The sequence below is a fragment of the Paraburkholderia silvatlantica genome, assembly GCF_003096715.1.
Taxonomy (GTDB): domain Bacteria; phylum Pseudomonadota; class Gammaproteobacteria; order Burkholderiales; family Burkholderiaceae; genus Paraburkholderia; species Paraburkholderia silvatlantica.
In genome coordinates, this window is the sequence record NZ_QEOL01000010.1 from 33,861 (window position 1) to 53,803 (window position 19,943).

The 19,943-nt window shown below is 65.9% G+C and carries 19 protein-coding genes; 12 read left to right on the top strand and 7 right to left on the bottom strand.

The window, feature by feature from the left end; all coding sequences use genetic code 11:
- Positions 1–200: 200 nt before the first annotated feature.
- Positions 201–650, bottom strand: a complete 450-nt coding sequence (locus C7411_RS15135; protein ID WP_028205533.1) for an HU family DNA-binding protein — start codon at positions 648–650, stop codon at positions 201–203.
- Positions 651–974: 324 nt separating this feature from the next.
- Positions 975–2,471 (bottom strand): MocR-like pyridoxine biosynthesis transcription factor PdxR, encoded by a 1,497-nt coding sequence (pdxR, locus tag C7411_RS15145; RefSeq protein WP_110385093.1) that lies wholly within the window; start codon positions 2,469–2,471, stop codon positions 975–977.
- Between the two features lie 191 nt (positions 2,472–2,662).
- On the opposite strand from pdxR, the gene C7411_RS15150 reads away from it, so the two are divergent.
- From C7411_RS15150 to C7411_RS15170, 5 genes are all read left to right on the top strand, one after another.
- Entirely contained in the window at positions 2,663–3,100 is a 438-nt protein-coding gene (locus C7411_RS15150; RefSeq protein ID WP_110385094.1) for a carboxymuconolactone decarboxylase family protein, read from the top strand.
- Positions 3,101–3,344: 244 nt separating this feature from the next.
- A complete protein-coding gene (locus tag C7411_RS15155; RefSeq protein WP_110385095.1) occupies positions 3,345–4,028 on the top strand; it encodes a DJ-1/PfpI family protein in 684 nt (227 codons plus the stop codon).
- A 178-nt stretch (positions 4,029–4,206) separates the two neighbouring features.
- The gene (locus tag C7411_RS15160) at positions 4,207–4,545 is read left to right on the top strand and encodes a DUF4148 domain-containing protein (RefSeq protein WP_110385096.1); all 339 of its coding nucleotides are present in this window, start codon (positions 4,207–4,209) and stop codon (positions 4,543–4,545) included.
- A 292-nt stretch (positions 4,546–4,837) separates the two neighbouring features.
- Positions 4,838–6,334 carry a DASS family sodium-coupled anion symporter gene (locus C7411_RS15165; protein ID WP_110385097.1) on the top strand — a complete coding sequence of 499 codons (1,497 nt, stop codon included), beginning with the start codon at positions 4,838–4,840 and terminating at the stop codon, positions 6,332–6,334.
- A gap of 41 nt (positions 6,335–6,375) precedes the next feature.
- Entirely contained in the window at positions 6,376–7,428 is a 1,053-nt protein-coding gene (locus C7411_RS15170; RefSeq protein WP_110385098.1) for an Ldh family oxidoreductase, read from the top strand.
- 84 nt (positions 7,429–7,512) lie between these two features.
- Here the strand turns inward: C7411_RS15170 and C7411_RS15175 are convergent, their stop codons facing one another.
- A complete protein-coding gene (locus tag C7411_RS15175; RefSeq protein ID WP_110385099.1) occupies positions 7,513–8,685 on the bottom strand; it encodes a 4-hydroxybenzoate 3-monooxygenase in 1,173 nt (390 codons plus the stop codon).
- A 236-nt stretch (positions 8,686–8,921) separates the two neighbouring features.
- On the opposite strand from C7411_RS15175, the gene treF reads away from it, so the two are divergent.
- From treF to C7411_RS15195, 4 genes are all read left to right on the top strand, one after another.
- Positions 8,922–10,769, top strand: a complete 1,848-nt coding sequence (gene treF, locus C7411_RS15180; RefSeq protein ID WP_110385100.1) for an alpha,alpha-trehalase TreF — start codon at positions 8,922–8,924, stop codon at positions 10,767–10,769.
- Positions 10,770–10,869: 100 nt separating this feature from the next.
- The gene (locus C7411_RS15185) at positions 10,870–11,544 is read left to right on the top strand and encodes an HAD family hydrolase (RefSeq protein ID WP_042265358.1); all 675 of its coding nucleotides are present in this window, start codon (positions 10,870–10,872) and stop codon (positions 11,542–11,544) included.
- Positions 11,545–11,771: 227 nt separating this feature from the next.
- A complete protein-coding gene (locus C7411_RS15190; protein ID WP_110385101.1) occupies positions 11,772–12,731 on the top strand; it encodes a glycosyltransferase family 2 protein in 960 nt (319 codons plus the stop codon).
- An 89-nt stretch (positions 12,732–12,820) separates the two neighbouring features.
- Complete coding sequence (locus C7411_RS15195; RefSeq protein ID WP_243413171.1) at positions 12,821–14,788, top strand: PAS domain-containing hybrid sensor histidine kinase/response regulator; 1,968 nt, start codon at positions 12,821–12,823, stop codon at positions 14,786–14,788.
- Positions 14,789–14,805: 17 nt separating this feature from the next.
- Here the strand turns inward: C7411_RS15195 and C7411_RS15200 are convergent, their stop codons facing one another.
- Positions 14,806–15,639: a class II glutamine amidotransferase gene (locus C7411_RS15200; protein ID WP_110385103.1), complete on the bottom strand. Its 834-nt coding sequence runs from the start codon at positions 15,637–15,639 to the stop codon at positions 14,806–14,808.
- 53 nt (positions 15,640–15,692) lie between these two features.
- Positions 15,693–16,370 carry a MarC family protein gene (locus C7411_RS15205; RefSeq protein ID WP_110385104.1) on the bottom strand — a complete coding sequence of 226 codons (678 nt, stop codon included), beginning with the start codon at positions 16,368–16,370 and terminating at the stop codon, positions 15,693–15,695.
- A 264-nt stretch (positions 16,371–16,634) separates the two neighbouring features.
- On the opposite strand from C7411_RS15205, the gene C7411_RS15210 reads away from it, so the two are divergent.
- Positions 16,635–16,850 carry a DUF3311 domain-containing protein gene (locus C7411_RS15210; protein ID WP_110385105.1) on the top strand — a complete coding sequence of 72 codons (216 nt, stop codon included), beginning with the start codon at positions 16,635–16,637 and terminating at the stop codon, positions 16,848–16,850.
- Entirely contained in the window at positions 16,847–18,322 is a 1,476-nt protein-coding gene (locus tag C7411_RS15215) for a sodium:solute symporter family protein (RefSeq protein WP_110385106.1), read from the top strand. Before C7411_RS15210 ends, C7411_RS15215 begins: the two co-directional genes overlap by 4 nt.
- Positions 18,323–18,383: 61 nt before the next feature.
- On the opposite strand, the gene C7411_RS15220 is transcribed toward C7411_RS15215, so the two are convergent.
- Both C7411_RS15220 and C7411_RS15225 read right to left on the bottom strand, forming a co-directional pair.
- Positions 18,384–19,001, bottom strand: coding sequence for a glutathione S-transferase family protein (locus tag C7411_RS15220; RefSeq protein ID WP_110385107.1), 618 nt, complete (start codon positions 18,999–19,001; stop codon positions 18,384–18,386).
- Between the two features lie 13 nt (positions 19,002–19,014).
- Positions 19,015–19,380, bottom strand: coding sequence for a YciI family protein (locus C7411_RS15225; RefSeq protein WP_110385108.1), 366 nt, complete (start codon positions 19,378–19,380; stop codon positions 19,015–19,017).
- Positions 19,381–19,495: 115 nt separating this feature from the next.
- On the opposite strand from C7411_RS15225, the gene C7411_RS15230 reads away from it, so the two are divergent.
- Positions 19,496–19,942: a MarR family winged helix-turn-helix transcriptional regulator gene (locus C7411_RS15230; protein WP_110385109.1), complete on the top strand. Its 447-nt coding sequence runs from the start codon at positions 19,496–19,498 to the stop codon at positions 19,940–19,942.
- Position 19,943: the final 1 nt, after the last annotated feature.

The window sequence follows — 19,943 nt, forward strand, 5'->3', positions numbered from 1 at the left end:
TACATGACGATAACTATGCCGTCATCCAAGGGATATCATACCGAATATCATCCATAACATTAGAACATAGCTGGTCAACACCATGGTGCATTGCATGCACCAAATGAAAAATCCCCGAGGGCTCGACGCCAACGGGGATTTTTTGGTACTGACGGGTAGCCGCTACCCGAAGGCCGCGGCTTCAAGCGCAATCAGCGCAATCAGGCTGCTGCTGCGTCCTTCAGCTTCTTCAGGGCGCGCGCCTTGATGCGGACCGATGCGGGCTTCGCCGGGAACCAGCGTTCTTCGCCCGTGAACGGATCCTTGCCGAAGCGCTTCTTCTTCGCCGGCACGGCCTGGACGACGATCTTCAGAAGGCCCGACAGCGTGAATTCGCCAGCGCCCTTCTTGTGGACCGAACCGAGGATCGTGTCTTCCAGCGCGGCGAGCACGGCCTTGGCAGCCTTCGGCTCGACGCCTGCACGCTCAGCGACGTGGGTAGCCAGCGAGGCCTTCGTGAAGGTGTCCTTGATCGGCGTCGGTGCGCCGGACGCCTTCACGGCGACCTTCTTAGCTGCGGCCGTCTTGGTGGCGGGCGCTTTCTTTGCGGCAACCTTCTTGGCCGGGGCAGCTGCCTTTTTTGCGGCCACTTTCTTTGCGGAAGTCGGCATGTTTCTCCTACCAGTGTTGGTCAGTGAATCGAAGAAGCACTGCGGAATGCACGTGCTTCAACGGCGGATTCTACATACGCGCAAGCGTTTTGCGTGAAGCTTTTGCATTGTCGTTACGATTTTGTTGCGCGGCGCTGACTCTCGATCACATTTTGACGCCTGTTTACAGGGGTAAACGTGCACCTGGCGCACCCGGATCACTGACGCACGGGGCGCTTCGGCCGGCACGATGCACCGGCCCGTTCGTCAGGAAAACGCCATACGTATCGCGTTTTTGCGTGATTTCGGCTGCCATGCCGGTGTCGCTGCGACGGCAAGATGCAGTCAAAGCGTGCGCAGCAGCGTGGCGAGCGACGTCAGCGCGGCGTCGATACGCTCGGCGTCGACCCCGCCGTAACCGAATAGAAAACCGCTCTGCACGGGCGCTTCGAGATGAAACGGCGCGAGCGGATGCAGGCCGATCGACGCGCGGCGCGCGGCCTGCGCCACGGCCGCGGCATCGAGCGGCGCGACGAGCCGCGCCGCGAGGTGCAACCCCGCCGTGTTTGGCGTGACAGGTTCGAGCCACGGCGCAAGCGGCCCGCATAGATGCGCGAGCAGCACGTCGCGGCGCTGCGCGTAGGTCTGATGCATGCGCCGCAAATGGCGCGCGAAATGGCCGTTGAGCATGAAGTCGGCGAGCGCCGTCTGCGTGAGCACGCAGCCGTGCGCATCGCCAATCTGCCGCGCGCGGGCGAGCGGCGCCGCCAGCGCGGCAGGCGGCACCATGTAGCCCACCCGCAACTCGGGGAACATGGTCTTCGAAAACGTGCCGACGTAGGCCACGAGGCCGGCGTTGTCGAGGCTTTTGAGCGGCTCCATCGAGCGGCCCTCGAAGCGGTATTCGCAGTCGTAGTCGTCTTCGATCACGAGCGCGCCGCTCGCCTGCGCCCATTCGAGCAGCGCGACGCGCCGCTCGAGACTCAGCGGCATGCCGAGCGGAAACTGGTGCGAGGGCGTCACGTAGACGAGCCGCGCCGCCTTAGGCAGCCGTGCGACGACGAGCCCGTCGCGATCCACCGGCACCGGCACGACCTTCGCGCCGAGCGCGGCAAAGACATCGCGCGCGGGCGGATAGCCCGGGTCCTCCACGACGACGACGTCGCCCGGTGTGAGCGTGACGCGCGCGAGCAGATCGAGCGCCTGCTGAGCGCCTTGCGTGACGATCACGTCCTGCCAGTTACCCTGCACCGCCCGGTTGAAAGCGAGATAGCGCGACACCGCAAGGCGCAGCTTCTCCTCGCCCGCCGGATCGCGATACATGCCGTAACCGCGCGCCTGCACGCGCAGCGCGTCGTTGATGCAGCGCCGCCAGATGTCGAACGGAAAACGCGACTTGTCGGTGACGCCGCCCGCGAAGTCGCAGGCGAGCCGCGTGTCGAGGCGCGGCAGCGAACCGTGCAACACCTCGGCTTGCGCCTGCCACCACGGCGTGGCCCGCGCCGCGCGCGGCGCCCCACCGGCACGCGCGATAGCGATGGCGGCGGTGGCCGCGCGTATCTGCGGATTCGGATGACCATGCTCGCGCGCGGGCAGGCGTTCGAGCGTTTCGGCCACGAATGTGCCCGAGCCGCGCCGCGAGTTCAGATAGCCTTCGGCGAGCAGCCGTTCGAATACGTCGAGCGTAGTCTTGCGCGAAACGCCGAGCTGCAAGGCGAGGTCGCGCGTGGACGGCAGGCGGGTGCCCCCGGCCAGGCGGCCATCGACGATGCTGTCGCGCAACTGGCGATAGATCTGGCCCGCGAGGTCGCGGCGGCCCGACACGGTGACGTGGAGTTCCATGATGACGCTGCAGGTAGCGCTCGACGGGGGTGAAAGTGGTCACCCGAAATATTGCCAGAATGGCTATGTGAACGCGCCAGCGTAACGCCTAAAGTGCCCCTGTGGTTACGCAATTCGCAAGTCCAAAGCATCGTTGTCGACCTCGCTGTCGACGACAGCGCCACGATATTCAACTCGACAGGTGAACGCTCATGCAGGCACGTCTGGATTTCTACAAGGCCAGCCCGGAAGGCACGAAGGCCATGATTGCGCTCGAAGAGCGCGCGAGCAAAAGCTCGATCGAAAAGCCACTCGCGGAACTGGTGCGTCTGCGTGCTTCGCAGATCAACGGCTGCGCATATTGCGTGGACATGCACACCGCGGATGCCCGCAAAGGCGGCGAAACCGATCGCCGGCTCGCCACCGTATCGGTGTGGCGCGAGACGCCGTTCTTCACCGAGCGCGAGCGCGCGGCGCTCGAATGGACCGAATCGGTCACGCTGCTCGCGCAAACGCACGTGCCCGACGAGGTTTGGGAACGCGTGAAGCCGCATTTCAGCGATCAGGAGATCGCCGACCTCACGTTGCTGATCATCGCGATCAACGGCTGGAACCGCATCGCGGTCACGTTCCGCAAGCTGCCGGCCTGAGTTCGAAGCAGCCAATCTGAAGCGGTAAACGCGCTGCTTCAGCTGCCGGAAATTAAGCGGCGGCTGCACGCGGCGCGTGTCCTGATCGATGAATGCTTTCCGATTGCGGCTCGCGCGTGCGCCGCTGGCAGTTTTTGCGCGGTTTTTGGCATGGTTGCGGGCCGCGGCGAGAATACAGTGATTTCCGCATCATCGGCACACCGTCGGCCCTTTTCGACAGTCCAACCTTGACCGGGAACACCACATGGCACTGCAGATCGGATTCCTCTCATTTCCGAACGTTCAACAGCTCGACCTGACGGGCCCGTACGACGTACTCGCCTCGATGCCGGACACCCGGGCGCGGCTCATCTGGAAGACGCTCGATCCGGTGCGCTCGAGCACCGGCCTCATGCTCACGCCCGACACGACCTTCGAGGACTGCCCGCCGCTCGACGTGATCTGCGTGCCTGGCGGCAGCGGCGTCTCCCAGCTGATTCCCGACGACGAGACGCTCGCGTTCCTGCGCCGCCAGGCGAGCACCGCGCGCTACGTCACCTCGGTTTGCACGGGTGCGCTCGTGCTCGGCGCGGCCGGGCTGCTGCGCGGGCGCCGCGCGACCACGCACTGGGCCTTCCACGAACTGCTGGAACCGCTCGGCGCGCTGCCCGTGAAAGCGCGCGTGGTGCGCGACGGTAACGTGCTGACCGGCGGCGGCATCACCGCGGGTATCGATTTCGCATTGACGCTCGCCGCCGAGCTGATCGGCGACGAAGCCGCCCAGGCGCTCCAGCTCGAGCTGGAGTACGCACCGGCGCCGCCGTTCGATGCGGGCGACCCCGCCAGCGCGCCGCGTGCGATCGTGCAAAGGTTGCGCGCGCAGACAGCCGCCTCGCTCGCCGAACGCGCGCGCGTAGTCGCGGCGGCAGCCGCGAAGCTCGGCGCCTGAACGCCCGGTGAGGCCGCCGGGGTAGCGGCCGCGGCTACCGGCAAGCCAGGGTCAGCGCTTGCTACCGCCTTTGGCGGGGATCGATTACATTGAGTGACAGTGACGGGCGCGCCGCAGCCGTGTGCGCCGGTCCTCCCATCCCTGGGCAAGTCGTTCAAACCAATCTTTAGGGGAATCAATGCGCTCCATCACCAGCAAGCTGACTCTCGCCGCGGCTAGCGCCGCATTCCTGATCGGCGCTGCCGCGCCGGCGTTCGCACAAACGGAAGCCAGCGCCCCCTCCGCGGCCGCGGCCATGGCCTCGCAACCGCTCACCAAGGAACAGAAGGCGCAAGCCAAGGCCCAGGCCAAAGCGCAGCGCAAGGCCGAACGCAAGGAGGCCCGCGCAAAGAACAACGCCGAGCTGAAGAAGCTGGAAGACGCGGGCTACAAGCCGGCGTTGAACGACCCGAACTATCCGCAGAATCTGCAGGACGCACAGAAGAAAGCTAACGCCGCTGCTGGCGCCAGCCAGTAATTCGCGTCAGCGGCTGTTTTAACCGGCTGTCTTGCCGGTTAAAACAGCCGTCATCATCAACTGCCCGCATCACCCGCAGCATGCTGCAGCGCTGCCCTTCCCCCGCCTGCGCGCTCGCCTGGCCCCGCCGTACACACTAAACGCTTCATCAGTCGAATGGCAGTACCATCCGCGAAGCGAATGCGCCGACTCGTTCGCAAGCTACAACATCGCCGCTTTTCGACGCTGCACGCGCTCGGCCAGATGCCATCGCAAGCCATGCCGCGTGCATGCCCACCATGGAGTCACCGCCGTGAATGCACCCCAGCCAGCCGCCAAAGCGAGCGCCGCGCCGCAGAAAAAGGGCATCCCTGTGGGCCTGATCGCGGGCGTGATCGCGCTCGTCGTCGTGCTGCTTTTGCCCCTGCCCGATAGCCTGCCGCCCGCCGGCCAGCGCATGCTCGCGATCCTCGCGTTCGCCGTGGTCGTGTGGCTCACCGAAGCGGTCTCGTACGAAGCGAGCGCCATCATCATCACCTCGCTCATGGCGTTTCTCGTGGGCACCGCGCCCACCATCGAAAACCCCGCTGTCGATTACGGCACCAACAAAGCCATCAGCATGGCGCTCGCGGGCTTCTCCAATTCCGCGCTCGCACTCGTGGCCGGCGCCCTCTTCATCTCGGCCGCGATGACCGTCACCGGTCTCGACCGGCGCATTGCGCTCGTCACGCTTTCGCTCATCGGCACCACCACGCGGCGCATTTTGATCGGCGCGGTCGCCGTGACCATCGTGCTCTCGCTCGTAGTGCCGAGCGCCACCGCGCGCAGTGCCTGCGTCGTGCCGATCATGGTGGGCGTGATCTCGGCGTTCGGAGTGGACAAGCGCTCGAACATCGCCGCGGGCATCATGATCGTGGTCGCGCAAGCCACGAGCATCTGGAACGTCGGCATCCAGACTGCCGCCGCGCAGAATCTGCTGACCGTGGGCTTCATGGACAAGATGCTCGGCGCACGCGTGACGTGGCTCGACTGGCTCGTCGCGGGCGCGCCCTGGGCGATCGTGATGTCGGCGGCGCTGCTGTTCATCGTCTTGAAGATGCTGCCGCCGGAGGCCGACGCCATCGCGGGCGGCAAGGAAGCCGTCGAAGCCTCGCTGCGCGAACTCGGCCCCATGACAGGCCCGCAAAAGCGCCTGCTCGGAGTTTCCATCGGCCTGCTGCTCTTCTGGGCGACCGAAGGCAAGCTGCATCCGTTCGACACCACCTCGGTCACCTACGTGGGGCTCGTGCTGCTGCTGTTGCCGCGCTTTGGCGTGATGGACTGGAAGACCGTGCAAAGCCGTATTCCGTGGGGCACGGTGATCGTGTTCGGCGTGGGCATCAGCCTCGGCACGGCGCTGCTCACGACGAAGGCGGGCCAATGGCTCGGCGACCTCGTCGCCCATCACACGGGGCTCGACACCGCCACGCCGTTCATGGCCTTCGCGATTCTCTCGGCCTTCCTCATCCTCATCCACCTCGGTTTTGCGAGCGCAACGGCGCTCACGTCCGCGATGCTGCCGATTCTCGTGTCCGTGCTGCAATCCATGCAGGGCGATTTCAACCGGCTCGGCCTCACCATGCTGCTCGGCTACGTCGTGAGCTTCGGCTTCATCCTGCCGATCAACGCGCCGCAAAACATGGTGTGCCTCGCCACCGAAACGTTCACGGCGAAGCAGTTCGCACGCGTGGGCATCGTGCTGACCGTCGTCGGCTACGTGTTGTTGCTGCTGTTCGCCGCGACGTGGTGGCGCTGGCTGGGCTGGATCTGAGCACTGCACCCGAACGCTGCACGGTCAACAAGGAGCCGCTCATGGAAGTCAAGATCGACGACGCACGGCGCTTCGCCACGGCCGTGCTCACGAACGTCTCGGTGCCCGAGGACATCGCCGCCGACGTGGCCGACCACCTGATCGAATCCGACCGCGTGGGCTACGCGAGCCACGGCCTTTCGATCCTGCCGAACTACAAGCGGGTGCTGGCCGCGGGTTTCGTCGCCGCCGACGGCCGCGCCGAGCGCATCGTGGACCGTGGCAGCCTGATCGGCTACGACGGCCACAGCGGCTTCGGCCAGCACGTTGGCAAGACCGTGATGGAAGACGCGATTGCTCGCGCGCGCGGGCATGGCCAGTGCATCGTGACGCTGCGCCACAGCCATCACCTGGGGCGCATGGGCCACTACGGCGAAATGGTCGCGGCGCAGGGCTACGTCCTGCTCGCGTTCACCAACGTGGTGAACCGCGCGCCGACCGTCGCGCCGTTCGGCGGACGCGAGCCTCGGCTCACGACCAACCCGCTGTGCTTCGCGGGCCCGCTGCCGGGCGGGCGGCCGCCCTTCGTCGTGGATATCGCCACGAGCGCCATTGCCGTGAACAAGGCGCGCGTGCTCGCCGAAAACGGCCTGCCGGCGCCCGACGCTTCGATGATCGACGCGAACGGCCAGCCGACCACCGACCCCAACGTGCTGTTCGCCGATCCGCCAGGCGCGCTGCTGCCGTTCGGCCTGCACAAGGGCTATGCACTGGGGCTCGTGGCGGAACTGCTCGCAGGCGTGCTCTCGGGCGGCGGCACGATCCATCCGGACAATCCGCGCAACGGCGTCGCCACCAACAATCTGTTCGCGCTGGTGCTCGATCCGCAGGTGGATTTCAATACGACGTGGCGCTCGCAGGAGGTCGAATCCTTCCTCGACTATTTGCTCAGCTGCCCGCCGCAGGATCCGGCCCTGCCGGTGCAGTACCCTGGCCAGTACGAGGCGGAAAATCGCGCGCGGCACATGCAGACGATCACGCTGCCCGACTCCGTGAGAAAGCCTTTCGCCGATATCGCAAACGAACTGGGCATCGCGCCGCTCGCGGCGGTCTGAAGCTGTCCAACGTGACGCTGTAAACGCAAAAAGCCGCGCGAGCCCTTCGGCACCCGCGCGGCCGTTTCATTCGTTGCGCCTACCTCACACGGCAACCGCGCCCACGTAGTTCTCGGCCATCGCCGTCGCGGCGGCGCGCGACGTGGTGACATGCTCCAGCTCGGCAACCTGCAGGCGCTGCTCGAACGGCGTGGCGTCGTCGAGGCGGTGCATCATGCGCGTCATCCAGTACGAAAAGTGTTCGGCTCGCCAGATGCGGCGCAGCGCCGTTTCGCTATAGCCGTCGAGCAGATCGGTGCGGCCTTCCTTGTAGAACGCCACGAGCGCCGCGGTCAGCACGCGCACGTCCGCCACCGCGAGATTGAGGCCCTTCGCGCCCGTAGGCGGCACGATATGCGCCGCGTCGCCCGCGAGGAAGAGTCGGCCATGCTGCATCGTGGTCGTGACGAAGCTGCGCATGCCCACGATGTTCTTCTGGAAGATCTTGCCTTCCACCACCTGGTGGCCTTCGCGCGAATCGACGCGCGCGTGCAGCTCGGCCCAGATGCGGTCGTCGGACCAGTTATCGACGTTGTCGTTCGGATCGCACTGGAAATACATGCGCTGCACGTTCGGCGAGCGCGTGCTGACGAGCGCGAAGCCGCGATCGTGGCGCGCGTAGATCAGCTCGTCGGACGTGGGCGGCGCCTCGACGAGAATGCCGAACCAGCCGAACGGGAACACGCGCTCGTAGTCCTGACGCAGCGCCGCCGGAATCGCGGCGCGCGACACGCCGTGGAAACCGTCGCAGCCGATCACGTAGTCGCAGTGCAGCTCGTGCTCCTCGCCTTCGTGCGTGAAGCGGATCGACGGCGTGCTGGTCTCGATGCCGTGAATCGACGTGTTCGAGACATGGAAGAAGAGCTTGCCGTCCGCAGCCGCGCGCGCGGCCACGAGGTCCTTGAGCACTTCGTGCTGCGCGTAGACGGTGATGGCTTTGCCCGTGAGACCGGTGAGATCGATGCGGCGGCGCTTGCCTTCGAACGCGAGTTCGAAGCCGTGATGCAGCGCGCCTTCGGCCTTCATGCGAGCGCCGACCCCCGCTTCGGTGAGCACGTCCATCGTGCCCTGCTCGAGCACGCCGGCGCGAATGGTCGATTCGATCTGCTCGCGGCCGCGCAGCTCCAGCACGACCGAGTCGATGCCGCGCAGATGCAGAAGATGGGAAAGAAGCAGGCCCGCGGGCCCGGCGCCGATGATGCCAACCTGAGTGCGCATGAGATGTCTCCTGATGCGGCGTTGCTTGAATTGATTTAGCGCAAGTTTCACCGCTGCACCCGTTATCGCGCAACGCGATATCGAGAATATGGACTATCCCGATTTCGAATAGCGGCGCAGCCGCCACCCGCCTCGCCAGCCCATTGTCCGGAACGGAACTTGCTGATCGACGCGCTTCGTCTGCGCCCAGGCTGGCGCGCCGGCGCGCTCCCCCGCCCATCAAAAACATCAAGGCCATGGCTTTCCCTTTCCGCTCCCGCACGCCCGCATCCGCCGCCGCGTCCCGCCCCGTCCCGTTTGCCGCCACGTTTGCCGCCACGCTCGCCGCTGCGTTGTGCCTCGCCTGGCCGCTCGCGCAAAGCGCCCAGGCCGCCGATGCCGCAGCCTCCGCAAGCGCGCCCGCCAATGCGCAGGAATTACAAACGCCCGCGCAATCGGCAAAGCCGCTTCGCTCTCAAGCGCAGCATGAGGCGGCAAAAGAGAGCCAGCCCGCCACGCCCGCCGATCTCTACGGCCGCCTCTATCACGACGTGCAGCTCGCGCAGATCTTCCCCGACAGCAAGACGTTCGCCGACATGCTGCCCAACGAGCGCCCGAGCCGGATCACGGCGGCCTACGAGCGCTGGCGCCAACAGCACGCGGGGGATCACGACAATGCCGCGCGCAAGGCCGCGCTCGCGCAGTTCGTGAACCAGGACTTCACGGCCCCGGCTCAAACCCAAGACCACTACGTTTCCGATCCGAACCAGGACGTCGTCGGCCACATCGACACGCTGTGGAACGTGCTGAGCCGCCGCCCCGACGCGAAGCCGAATCCGTATTCGTCGCTGCTGCCGCTGCCCTATGCGTACGTCGTGCCGGGCGGCCGCTTCAACGAGATCTACTACTGGGATTCGTACTTCATCATGCTCGGCCTGGAAGCCAGCGGCCGCCACGAACTCGCGCTCGACGAACTGAACAACTTCGCCGCGCTGATCGACCGCTACGGGCACATCGCGAACGGCAATCGCACCTATTACCTGAGCCGCTCGCAGCCGCCGTTTTTCGCGCAGATGGTGAGCCTCGTCGCGGAAAAAGACGGCGACGCCGTCTACGTCCATTACCTGCCTCAACTGCGCAAGGAGTACGACTACTGGATGGCCGGCGCGCAGACGCTCGAGCCCGGCCACGCCGCGCGCCACCTCGTGCGCCTGCCCGACGGCACGCTGCTCAACCGCTACTGGGACGCGCGCAACCGCCCGCGCGACGAGTCGTACCGCGAAGATATCCTCACCGCGCGGGCCACGCCGCAACGCGACGCCTCGGACCTCTGGCGCAACCTGCGGGCGGGCGCGGAAACGGGCTGGGACTACAGCTCGCGCTGGCTCGCCGACGCTCACACGCTTTCGAGCATCGACGTGACCTCGCTCGCGCCGGTGGACCTCAATTCGCTGATGGCGATCCTCGAACGCACGCTTGCGAAGGCCTACGGCCTGAAGGGCGACGCGCGCGAGGCCGAACGGATGACGAAGCGCGCGCAACAACGCGCCGACGCCATCGACCGCGTGCTCTGGGACCCGCAATTGCATGCGTACAGCGACTACGATTTCGCGCACCGCACGCTCACGCACCGGCTCACGGCGGCGACCGTCTATCCGCTCTATGCGGGTGTCGCGACGAAAGCCGAGGCGCAGGAAGTGGCCGCCGCAGTGCGCGCCGGCCTGCTGCGCCCCGGAGGCCTCGCCACCACCCAGGTCGCGACCGGCCAGCAATGGGACGAGCCGAACGGCTGGGCGCCGCTGCAGTATCTCGCCGTCATGGGGCTGCGCCGCTACGGCGAGCAGGACCTGGCGCAGGAAATCGCCACGCGCTGGATCGCCACGAATCTCGCCTGCTACACGCGCACGCACAAGCTCGTCGAGAAGTACGACGTGAGCGCGTCGGCCACGAAGGCATCGGCGGCGGGCGGCGGCGAATATCCGCTGCAGGACGGCTTTGGATGGACCAATGGCGTACTGCGCGTGCTGCTGCAGATGTATCCGCAGACAGGCGCCGTGCAAAGCGCGCCGGCCGCGTCCGGCGCGGCTGCGGCCAGCGCGCCCTGAGGCGGCGGCCGCCGCGGCGCACGCTGGCGGCGCGCGGCGTACACTTCTTGCGCTACCGGCGCGTAGTCATCATGTTGCACGTGTTGCAGGAGGAGCCCCCATGCGCAACGAAACGGCCTTTTTGTTCGACCTCGACGGCACGCTCGTCGACAGCGTGTATCAGCATGTCCTCGCATGGAAGGAAGCGCTCGACGCCGACGGCATCGAGCTTTCGGTGTGGCGCATTCACCGGCGTATCGGCATGAGCGGCGGGCTCTTCATGAACCAGTTGCTGCGCGAGACCCACGAGGCCATCTCGCCCGAGCGCATCGCACGCCTGCAAAAACTACACGCCGACGCCTACCGCCGCCACGCCGATCAGGTGCGCCCGCTGCCCGGCGCCCGCGCGCTGCTCGACGCCCTCAGCGCCGCACAGGTGCCCTGGGCGATCGCCACGAGCGGGCGGCTCGCCACGGCGTCCGTGAACTTGCAGGCGCTCGGCGTGGACCCGTCCGTCACGACCGTGATCACGCGCGACGAAGTGCGCCATGCGAAGCCCGACCCGGATCTTTTCGTCGCCGCGGCGCTGCGGCTGAACGTGCCGATCGAGCGCTGCCTCGTGGTGGGCGACAGCGTCTGGGACATGCTCGCGGCCCAGCGCTGCCGCGCGCTCGGCATCGGCCTGCAGTCGGGCGGCTACGGCACCGGGGAACTGGAGCGCGCGGGCGCGCTGCGCGTGTACGAGGATCCCGCCGATCTGCTCGGCCACCTCGACGAAGTCTGCGCTCGCGATTGAGCAGTTGATTGGCTGATCGAGCGGCCGATCGAGCCGCGGATCGGCCTGATCGCGCACGCTGCCGCACGCGGCGCGAAAATTGCGCAGTTCCCGGCTGTGCAGTGCAGCACCGCCGCTGCGCCGCCATGCCTCTGGCGCGCGTCAGGTACTGCATGTCGCGCGCCAGAGGCGTATGCTGACATAGGTCAATTCGACAACTCACCGGCCGGCTCCCGCCGCCTGCTGCGATGAACGACTCCGCCCCTGCCCCCGGAACTCCCAGCACGCCGCGCGTGACGGTGGTCGTCCTCACGCGCAATCACGTGCGTCAAACCATCGATACCGTCGCGCGCCTGACCGCCCTTCCCGAACACCCCGACGTCATCGTGGCCGACAACGGCTCCACCGATTCCACCGTCTCCCTGCTGGCGTCGCTCTTTCCGCAAGTGCGCATCGTTCAGGCGCTGGGCGACCGCGGCATGGCCGGTTTCAATCGCGCCGTGCTGCTCGCGCGCACCGACTATGTCGCGTGCTGCGACGACAGCACCTGGTTCGCGCCCGGCGCGCTCGCGCGCGCCGCGCAGCGGCTCGACGCTCACACGCAGGTGGCCGTGCTCAACGCGCGCGTGGTGAGCGGCGACGAGCGCGAAATTCACCCTGCCTGCCTGATGCTCGCCGCCACATCGCCGGGCGCGGAAGGCGAGGCCGGCCCGGCGCTCGCGAACTTCATGGCCGGCGCGTGCATTTTCCGCGCGGCCGTGTTCCGCGCGCTCGGCGGCTACGAGGAACGGCTTTCGCACGGCGGCGCCGAGGAGCTTGCAGCGCTCGACATGCTGTCGGCCGGCCACCAGATTGTTTATTGCGAGCAGGCGCTCGCACATCGCGAACCGCTTTACCGCTGGTTCACGCGCGCGCAGCAATGCGCGCTCGCGCGCAACACCGCCTGGGTGGCGTGGATGCGCCTGCCCGCGCGCGATGCGATCGCCGCGACCGGCCGCGCGCTCGCCGTGTTCGCGCGCCAGCGCTCGCTCGGGCCCGCCAGCGTGGCGCTGCTGCGCGGCGCGTTCTGGACGTTGCGCGCACGCCGTGTGGTGCCGCCGCACGTCGTGCTGCTCACCCGCCAGGTACGCCGCGCGGAACGCCACGTGCGCACAGGCATTCCGGCAATGGCCGAAAAGTACGACCGCTCGGGGCAGCGCGCGTGGTAAGCTGCGGCGCCCGCTGCGCGCGGGACGTCCATTCAGGAGGCCGGAGCCTGCCAAACTCGTGAACAGGCCCTATGACAGACCCGAGGACCATGACGACGCCCGACCCCGGCATCGCCCCGCACAACACCGCCGAAAGCCACCACGAACACCGCTTCGAGGCGCTCGTGGAGCCGATCGAGGACTACGCGATCTTCCTGCTCGACACGCGCGGCTACATCGTGAGCTGGAATCGCGGCGCGGCCCGCATCAAGGGCTATGAAGCGCACGAGATCATCGGCCAGCATTTCTCGCGTTTTTACACCGACGAAGCCAACGCGCATCACTGGCCCGATCACGAGCTGGAGCAGGCCGCGCTGCACGGACGCTTCAACGACGAAGGCTGGCGCGTGCGCAAGGACGGCTCGATGTTCTGGGCCAACGTCGTCATCACCGCGATGCGCGAGCGCGACGGCTCGCTCGCCGGCTTCGCCAAGATCACGCGCGACCTCACCGCCGAACGCCGCCAGGTCGAGGCGCTGCGCCTTTCCGAAGAGCGCTTTCGCCTGCTCGTGGAAAGCGCGAGCGACTACGCGATGTTCATGCTCGATCCGCAGGGCCACGTGGTGAGCTGGAACAGCGGCGCGACCAACCTGAAGGGCTACCGCCCGGCCGAGATCGTCGGCCAGCATTTTTCCGTGTTCTATCCGCCCGACGAGGTCGCCGCCGGTCAGCCCGAACGCGAGCTGCGCCGCGCGAGGGACTCGGGCCGGGTCGTGACCGAGGGCTGGCGCGTGCGCAAGGACGGCTCGATGTTCTGGGCCAACGTCACGCTCACCGCCGTGCATGACGGCCACGGCCGCCTCACGGGTTTCGCGAAGGTCACGCGCGACATGACCGAAAGCCGCCGCACCGACGAACTCGAACATTCGAGCGAGCAGATGAAGCAGTTCCTCGCCTTGCTCGCGCACGAACTGCGCAACCCGCTCGCGCCGGTGCGCAACGCGGTGGCGACGATGCGCCTCATGGATGCGCCGAGCCCCGACATCGAGCGCGCGCGCGACATGATCGAGCGCCAGATCGTGCACCTCACGCGGCTCGTGGACGATCTGCTCGACGTCGGGCGCATCACGTCGGGCAAGATCGAGTTGCGCGAGGCGCCGCTCGACCTGCGCGAAGTGGTCGAGCACGCCATCGACGCGGTGCAGCCCTTCACCTCGGCGCGCGGCCAGCACGTGGACGTGCAGATGCGCGACGAGACGCTCACCATGACGGGCGATCACACGCGCCTCGTGCAGGTGCTGCAGAACCTGCTGCACAACGCCTCGAAGTTCTCGCCCGACGGCAGCCGCATCGTCGTGACCGTGCGCGCCGCCGCGCGCGCCGTGCAGATCGAGGTGCGCGACGAAGGCCGCGGCCTGCGGCCCGGCACGCACGAGTCGATCTTCGGCCTCTTCAGCCAGGACCGTGCGGTGCCGGGGCCCACGGAAAACGGGCTCGGCATCGGCCTCATGCTGTGCCGCTCGCTCGTCGAGCTGCATGGCGGCACCATCTCCGCCAGGAGCGACGGGCCGGGCAAAGGCAGCACGTTCACGATCCGCCTGCCGTTCGCGCGCGAAACCGCGAGTGCCCTGCAGCAGCCGCCGCTCACGCCGGACACGGCCAAGCTTGCGGCACTGGCCGAAGCCGGCGTGCCGCCGCTGCGCGTGCTCGTGGTCGACGACAACCGCGATTCGGCCGACAGCCTCGCCATGCTGCTCGAACTCAAAGGGCACGATGTACGCGTGGCCTACAGCGCCGCCCATGCGCGCGAGGAGGTGGACGGCTTCACGCCCGACGCCGCGCTCATCGACATCGCCATGCCCGAGATCGACGGCTATGCGACGCTGCGCGCGTTGCGCGCGCTGCCGCCGCTCAAGCACACGCTGTTCGCGGCGATGACGGGTTTCGGCCAGGCCGCCGATATCGAACTCACGCGCGCGGCGGGCTTCGAGATGCATCTCGTGAAGCCCGTGGACGTGACGCTATTCGACGAGGTGCTCGCGCTCGCGGCGGCACGGCAAGGGCGCCGCCGCGCCTGAGACCGGTTTAAGGCGCCTTAAGGCACGACCGGCACGAACGGCCGGTATTCGACCTTGGGCCCGCGCACGACGACCGCCGTCGATTCCGGCACTTCGGCCCACACCTCGGGCCTGTCGCCGAGCGGCTCGGAGACGAGCAGATACGCATCGTCACCGGCCGCGACGATGCGCGGGTCGTCGGGATACAGTTCGCGCAGATGCCGGAACGCGGTAGTGTGAAAGAGCGAGCGGGAATTACGCTCGCTTGAATAGCGCGCGGCAACGATCTGCTCGCCGTCGCAAGCGCATACGGTCATATTGAGCGCCGGTTCGATGCCGTGCTTTTTCGCCGTGGCCTCCACGAAACCCGCCATGCGTTCGAGCGCCGTTACGGGATCGGTTTCGAGCCCGAACGTCATGGCCAGATAAAACATCGTTTCGGAATCGGTCGATCCTTCGAGCGCGTTAAAGCGCTCCGGATCGATCGCGACGAGCAGGTCGCGGCGCATGAGCGGATAGCTGCGAATGAGCCCGTTGTGCGCGAAGATCCAGCGCCGGTGGCGAAACGGATGGCAGTTCGTTTCCTGCACCGGCGTGTCGGTGGCCGCGCGAATATGCGCAATGAACATGGGCGCACGCACCGCGCGCGCGAGTTCGCGCAGGTTGCGGTCGTTCCAGGCCGGATGCACGCTGCGGTAGCGATACGGAATGTCGTGCGGGTCCTGAAACCAGCCCATTCCGAAGCCATCGCCATTTGTGGTGGTCGCGCCTTTGGTCGAATGCAGACTTTGATCGATCAGCGAATGGCGCGCATGAAACAGCACGGTTTCGAGCTGGACGGGATTCCCGCTATAAGCGAGCCAGCGGCACATGATGGTCTCCTTCGTTTGAGGACGCTTGTGCGCCGGCCCGTTCGAACGCGCCGCTAATTCGCGGCGCGCAGGTCGGCGATCGGCGTGAGAAAGCCGGTCAGGCCAGTCAGTATGATCTGCACCCCGATGCACAGGAGCAGAAACGACGACACGCGCATGGCCACGCGCGTACCTTCCACACCCAGGTACTGCGAAAGCCGTGCTGAGCGGCTATACACGTAATAGATCACGAGCATGACGAGCAGGGAGATCACGAGCGACGCGAAGCTCGAAAGCAGCCAGGCCGAAAGCTTGTGCGTGCGGTTGGCGTTCAGCGCAATGGCCGTGGCGATCGAACCGGGGCCCGTGGTGAGCGGAATCGTCAGCGGGAAAAAGACCTTGCCCGCAGCCGAACTCGGGCTCACGGGCTTAGGTGGAAGATCGACCGAGGGCGGTTCAGGCTCCGGCGCGTTGAGCATTTGCCAGCCGGCCACGGCCACGGCGAGGCCGCCGCCAATACGCAGCGCCTCCATCGAAATGCCGAAGAAATGCAGGATGGGCGTGCCGACAAAAAACGCCGCAACGAGCACGAAGAACGCGTTGACCGCCACGCGTTTGGCAAGCACGCGCCGCTCTTCGTCGGTAAGCGTTGCAGTGCGATCGAGAAAAACAAATGCACCGCTAAAGGGATTGATGATGCTGATAAGTCCGATAAAACCGAACAGGATGTCTGAAATCAGGCTCTCGATCATGGAGTCGATCCGTCAAGGGCATGCGCAAAAAGCGCGCCGGGCTGCGAGAAGTGTAGCCGGATCGGCGTGTGGCGTGCCCGATTGCTGCAAACGCAATGCAAACCCGATGTCCCGGATGCCAAAAAATGGCGCGTTGCACCAATATCTAAAGCAAGTCCTTCAGTATTTTTGACGGCTTTACGGGGCGCGTTCACAAGCATAGAGTGGTTTGCCTCGCACCCCGACGCGACGTTTCTTTTCTTCTCATATAAAAGAGGAGTTGCCATGTCACTGCGGTTGCTCGCTGCCTTGCCCTTTATCGGTATCCTGGTAGGGGTGCCGTTCGTCAATCGCACCGAGCCGCTCGTGCTCGGCATGCCGCTCGTGCTGGCGTGGATCGTCATGTGGGTCGTGCTGGCCGCGGCGATCATGGGGATCGTCTACCGGCTCGATCCGGCCAACCGGCTTTCGGGTGATGCAGATGCGGAGGTGCGGCCATGAGCGCCCTCCTCATCATCGCGGCGATGACCCTCGTCGCGCTCTACCTCGGCATGCGCGCCCGCCGCGGGCACGACATGAATCTCGAGCAGTGGGCCGTGGGCGGCCGCAGCTTCGGCACCGCGTTCGTGTTCCTGCTGATGGCGGGCGAGATCTACACGACCTTCACGTTCCTCGGCGGCAGCGGCTTCGCCTATGGCAAGGGCGCACCCGTCTACTACATCCTGGCTTACGGCACGCTTGCATACATCCTCTCGTACTGGATGCTGCCGCCCGTCTGGCGCTTCGCCAAGCAGCACCGGCTCGTCTCGCAGCCGCACTTCTTCGCGCGCAAGTATCAGAGCCCGGCGCTGGGCGTGCTGGTCGCGTGCGTGGGCGTGCTCGCGCTCGTGCCGTATCTCGTGCTGCAGCTCAAGGGCCTCGGCATCATCGTGACGACAGCCTCCTATGGCGCGATCTCCTCCACGGCGGCGGTCTGGATCGGCGCGGCTGTGGTCACGGCGTACGTGATCGTCTCGGGCGTGCGCGGCTGCGCGTGGAACTCGGTCGTGAAGGACACGATGATTCTCGCCATCGCCGTGTTCCTCGGCATTTACCTGCCGATTCACCACTATGGCAGCCTGAGCGAGATGTTCCGCGCCATCGACGCCGCCAAGCCCGGCTTCCTCACGTTCCCGGCGAGAGGCCAGAGCGTGACGTGGTTCCAGTCCACCGTGCTGCTCACGGCACTGGGCTTCTTCATGTGGCCGCACACCTTCATGTCGGTCTACACCGCGAAAAACGAGCGCATCTTCCGCCGCAACGCGATGATCCTGCCGCTCTATCAGCTCATTTTGCTGTTCGTGTTCTTCTGCGGCTTCGCGGCCGTGCTCAAGGTGCCGGGCCTCAAGGGTTCCGACATCGACCTCTCGCTGTTCCGTCTCGCGCTGCAGACGTTCGACCCGTGGTTCGTGGGCGTGATCGGCGCGGCGGGCGTGCTCACCGCACTCGTGCCGGGCTCGATGATCCTCACCACGGCTTCGACGCTGCTCGCCAACGACGTCTATCGCGGCGCACTCTCGACGAGCGCGGACGACGCGCAAGTCGCGAGGCTCGCGCGCATTTTCGTGCCGGTGATCGCGCTCGTGGCGGTCGGCTTCACGCTCAAGGGCGGCGACACCATCGTCGCGCTGCTGCTGATGGGTTATAACTTCGTCACGCAGCTGTTCCCGGCCATGGTGTGCAGCCTTTCCGCGCGCAATCGCGTGACGAAGCAAGGCGCGTTCTGCGGCATCGTGGCGGGCGTGCTCGTGGTGACCGTCACGACGCTCACGCATGTGAGCGTGGCTCAGCTGATTCCGTTCGCGCCGGATGCGTTCAAGGACATCAACATCGGCTTCCTCGCGCTGTTCGTGAACGTGATCGTGCTCGCCGTGGTGAGCATGGTGACGCAGCCGCGCACGCATGTCGATCATGAGCATGCACAGGCGCATTGACATCAGGTAACGCGGCAACCAGGCGGCCCAATCGGTACGATCCGGTTGGGCCGTTTTCCATTTATGCCGCCTTGCGCGCTTCGGCAATGCGCTGCGGCGCTTCGGGACGCGCATACAGACGCTCGAGATACGCCTGCAAACGCGGGAAGCCTTCCAGCAGTTGCACTTCGTTGGCCCAGTCCATCAGATACACCGTCACGCAGTCGGCGACCGAGAGCTTGTTGCCGACGATGAACTCGCGTCCTTCGAGGTGTTTCTCGAGAATGGCGGCCATCGTCCTGAACTCCTCTCGCGCAAGTTCGATATCGGCGGGACTGCGCTTTTCCGGCGGATAAAGGAACGAGTGCCGCGTGATTCTCCAGAGCGGCTGTTCCAGTTCGGTGACGGCGAACAGGGTCCAGCGATACGCCTGCGCCCGCTCGTCGAGCCCCGCGGGCAACAGCGCCTTCTGCGGATATTTATCCGCGAGATACAGCACGATTGCAGCCGATTCGGGAATCACGCGGTCGCCGTCGATCAACACAGGCACCTTGCCTGCGGGATTGATGCGCAGATATTCGGGCCGCCTGTGCTCGCCTTCGAGCAGATTGACCGAGATGAATTCGAAATCGGCGTCGACCTCCTTGAGGCCCCATAGCGCGCGTTGCGAACGCGTGCCGGCAAAACCGTAGAGTTTCATGACGCGGCTCCGTTCAGACACCGGGAATCGGCAGAACGGGCATCACTTCGACGCCCTCGCCCGGAAAAATCGAGAAATGCGGGTGCCCTTCGAACAGCTTCGCGGCCTCTTCGTGGGATGCGGCACGCAGCACGGTGTAGCCCGTTAGCGCGTTAGACATATCCGCGATGCCGTGCTCGCCAATCGACTTGGTCTTGCCGAGCGGACCGCCCATATCGACGATCGACGCCTTGTGCTTTTCGACCCACGCATGCCAGGCCGCAATGCCCTCTTTTTCCCTGGCATGCCGATCCGCATCGGAAAGCGCTGCCCATTCCTTCATGCGCGCGTTGCCTTTGGTGCCGAGAAAAACCGCGAGAAACAGTTTCTGATCGCTCATGTGTCCTCCGCCTGCTGGTCTGATTACGGATCTGAAAAACGGGTGTGAAAACGGGGCAACGTCGTGTCGCCCATCCGGCCTTGACAGCATAGGTTGATATCAACATAATTGCAACATGGCACGCGCAAAGAAACTTCCCTTCGAAACCACGCTATTGGTGCGCGATTGCTGCCTGTGTCTGCATATGCAGCGGGCGGCACGCAATCTCGCGCGCATTTTCGACGACGTGCTGCGCCCGCTCGATCTTACGAACGGACAGTTTTCGCTGTTGATGTCGCTGAACCGGCCGCATCCGCCGGGCATGAAAGAGGTGGCGTCGCTGCTGGCCATGGACCGCACCACGCTCACGGCCGCGCTCAAGCCGCTGGAGCGGCGCGGCCTCGTGGTCATCGAGCAGGACCCGGAAGACAAGCGCGGCCGTTTGCTGAGCCTCACTGACGAGGGGCATCGATTGCTCAACGCGGCGTTTCCGATCTGGCAGGAAACGCATGAGGAAATCGAAAAGGCGTTCGCCGAAGGCGAGGTCGACAAGCTGCGCGAGCACTTGCGCGCGCTTTCGTAGC

Coding starts and splice junctions, on each gene's coding strand:
- C7411_RS15135 (WP_028205533.1), bottom strand. CDS start 650: ATGCCGACTTCCGCAAAGAAAGTGGCCGCAAAAAAGGCAGCTGCCCCG.
- pdxR (WP_110385093.1), bottom strand. CDS start 2,471: ATGGAACTCCACGTCACCGTGTCGGGCCGCCGCGACCTCGCGGGCCAG.
- C7411_RS15150 (WP_110385094.1), top strand. CDS start 2,663: ATGCAGGCACGTCTGGATTTCTACAAGGCCAGCCCGGAAGGCACGAAG.
- C7411_RS15155 (WP_110385095.1), top strand. CDS start 3,345: ATGGCACTGCAGATCGGATTCCTCTCATTTCCGAACGTTCAACAGCTC.
- C7411_RS15160 (WP_110385096.1), top strand. CDS start 4,207: ATGCGCTCCATCACCAGCAAGCTGACTCTCGCCGCGGCTAGCGCCGCA.
- C7411_RS15170 (WP_110385098.1), top strand. CDS start 6,376: ATGGAAGTCAAGATCGACGACGCACGGCGCTTCGCCACGGCCGTGCTC.
- C7411_RS15175 (WP_110385099.1), bottom strand. CDS start 8,685: ATGCGCACTCAGGTTGGCATCATCGGCGCCGGGCCCGCGGGCCTGCTT.
- treF (WP_110385100.1), top strand. CDS start 8,922: ATGGCTTTCCCTTTCCGCTCCCGCACGCCCGCATCCGCCGCCGCGTCC.
- C7411_RS15185 (WP_042265358.1), top strand. CDS start 10,870: ATGCGCAACGAAACGGCCTTTTTGTTCGACCTCGACGGCACGCTCGTC.
- C7411_RS15190 (WP_110385101.1), top strand. CDS start 11,772: ATGAACGACTCCGCCCCTGCCCCCGGAACTCCCAGCACGCCGCGCGTG.
- C7411_RS15195 (WP_243413171.1), top strand. CDS start 12,821: ATGACGACGCCCGACCCCGGCATCGCCCCGCACAACACCGCCGAAAGC.
- C7411_RS15200 (WP_110385103.1), bottom strand. CDS start 15,639: ATGTGCCGCTGGCTCGCTTATAGCGGGAATCCCGTCCAGCTCGAAACC.
- C7411_RS15205 (WP_110385104.1), bottom strand. CDS start 16,370: ATGATCGAGAGCCTGATTTCAGACATCCTGTTCGGTTTTATCGGACTT.
- C7411_RS15210 (WP_110385105.1), top strand. CDS start 16,635: ATGTCACTGCGGTTGCTCGCTGCCTTGCCCTTTATCGGTATCCTGGTA.
- C7411_RS15215 (WP_110385106.1), top strand. CDS start 16,847: ATGAGCGCCCTCCTCATCATCGCGGCGATGACCCTCGTCGCGCTCTAC.
- C7411_RS15220 (WP_110385107.1), bottom strand. CDS start 19,001: ATGAAACTCTACGGTTTTGCCGGCACGCGTTCGCAACGCGCGCTATGG.
- C7411_RS15225 (WP_110385108.1), bottom strand. CDS start 19,380: ATGAGCGATCAGAAACTGTTTCTCGCGGTTTTTCTCGGCACCAAAGGC.
- C7411_RS15230 (WP_110385109.1), top strand. CDS start 19,496: ATGGCACGCGCAAAGAAACTTCCCTTCGAAACCACGCTATTGGTGCGC.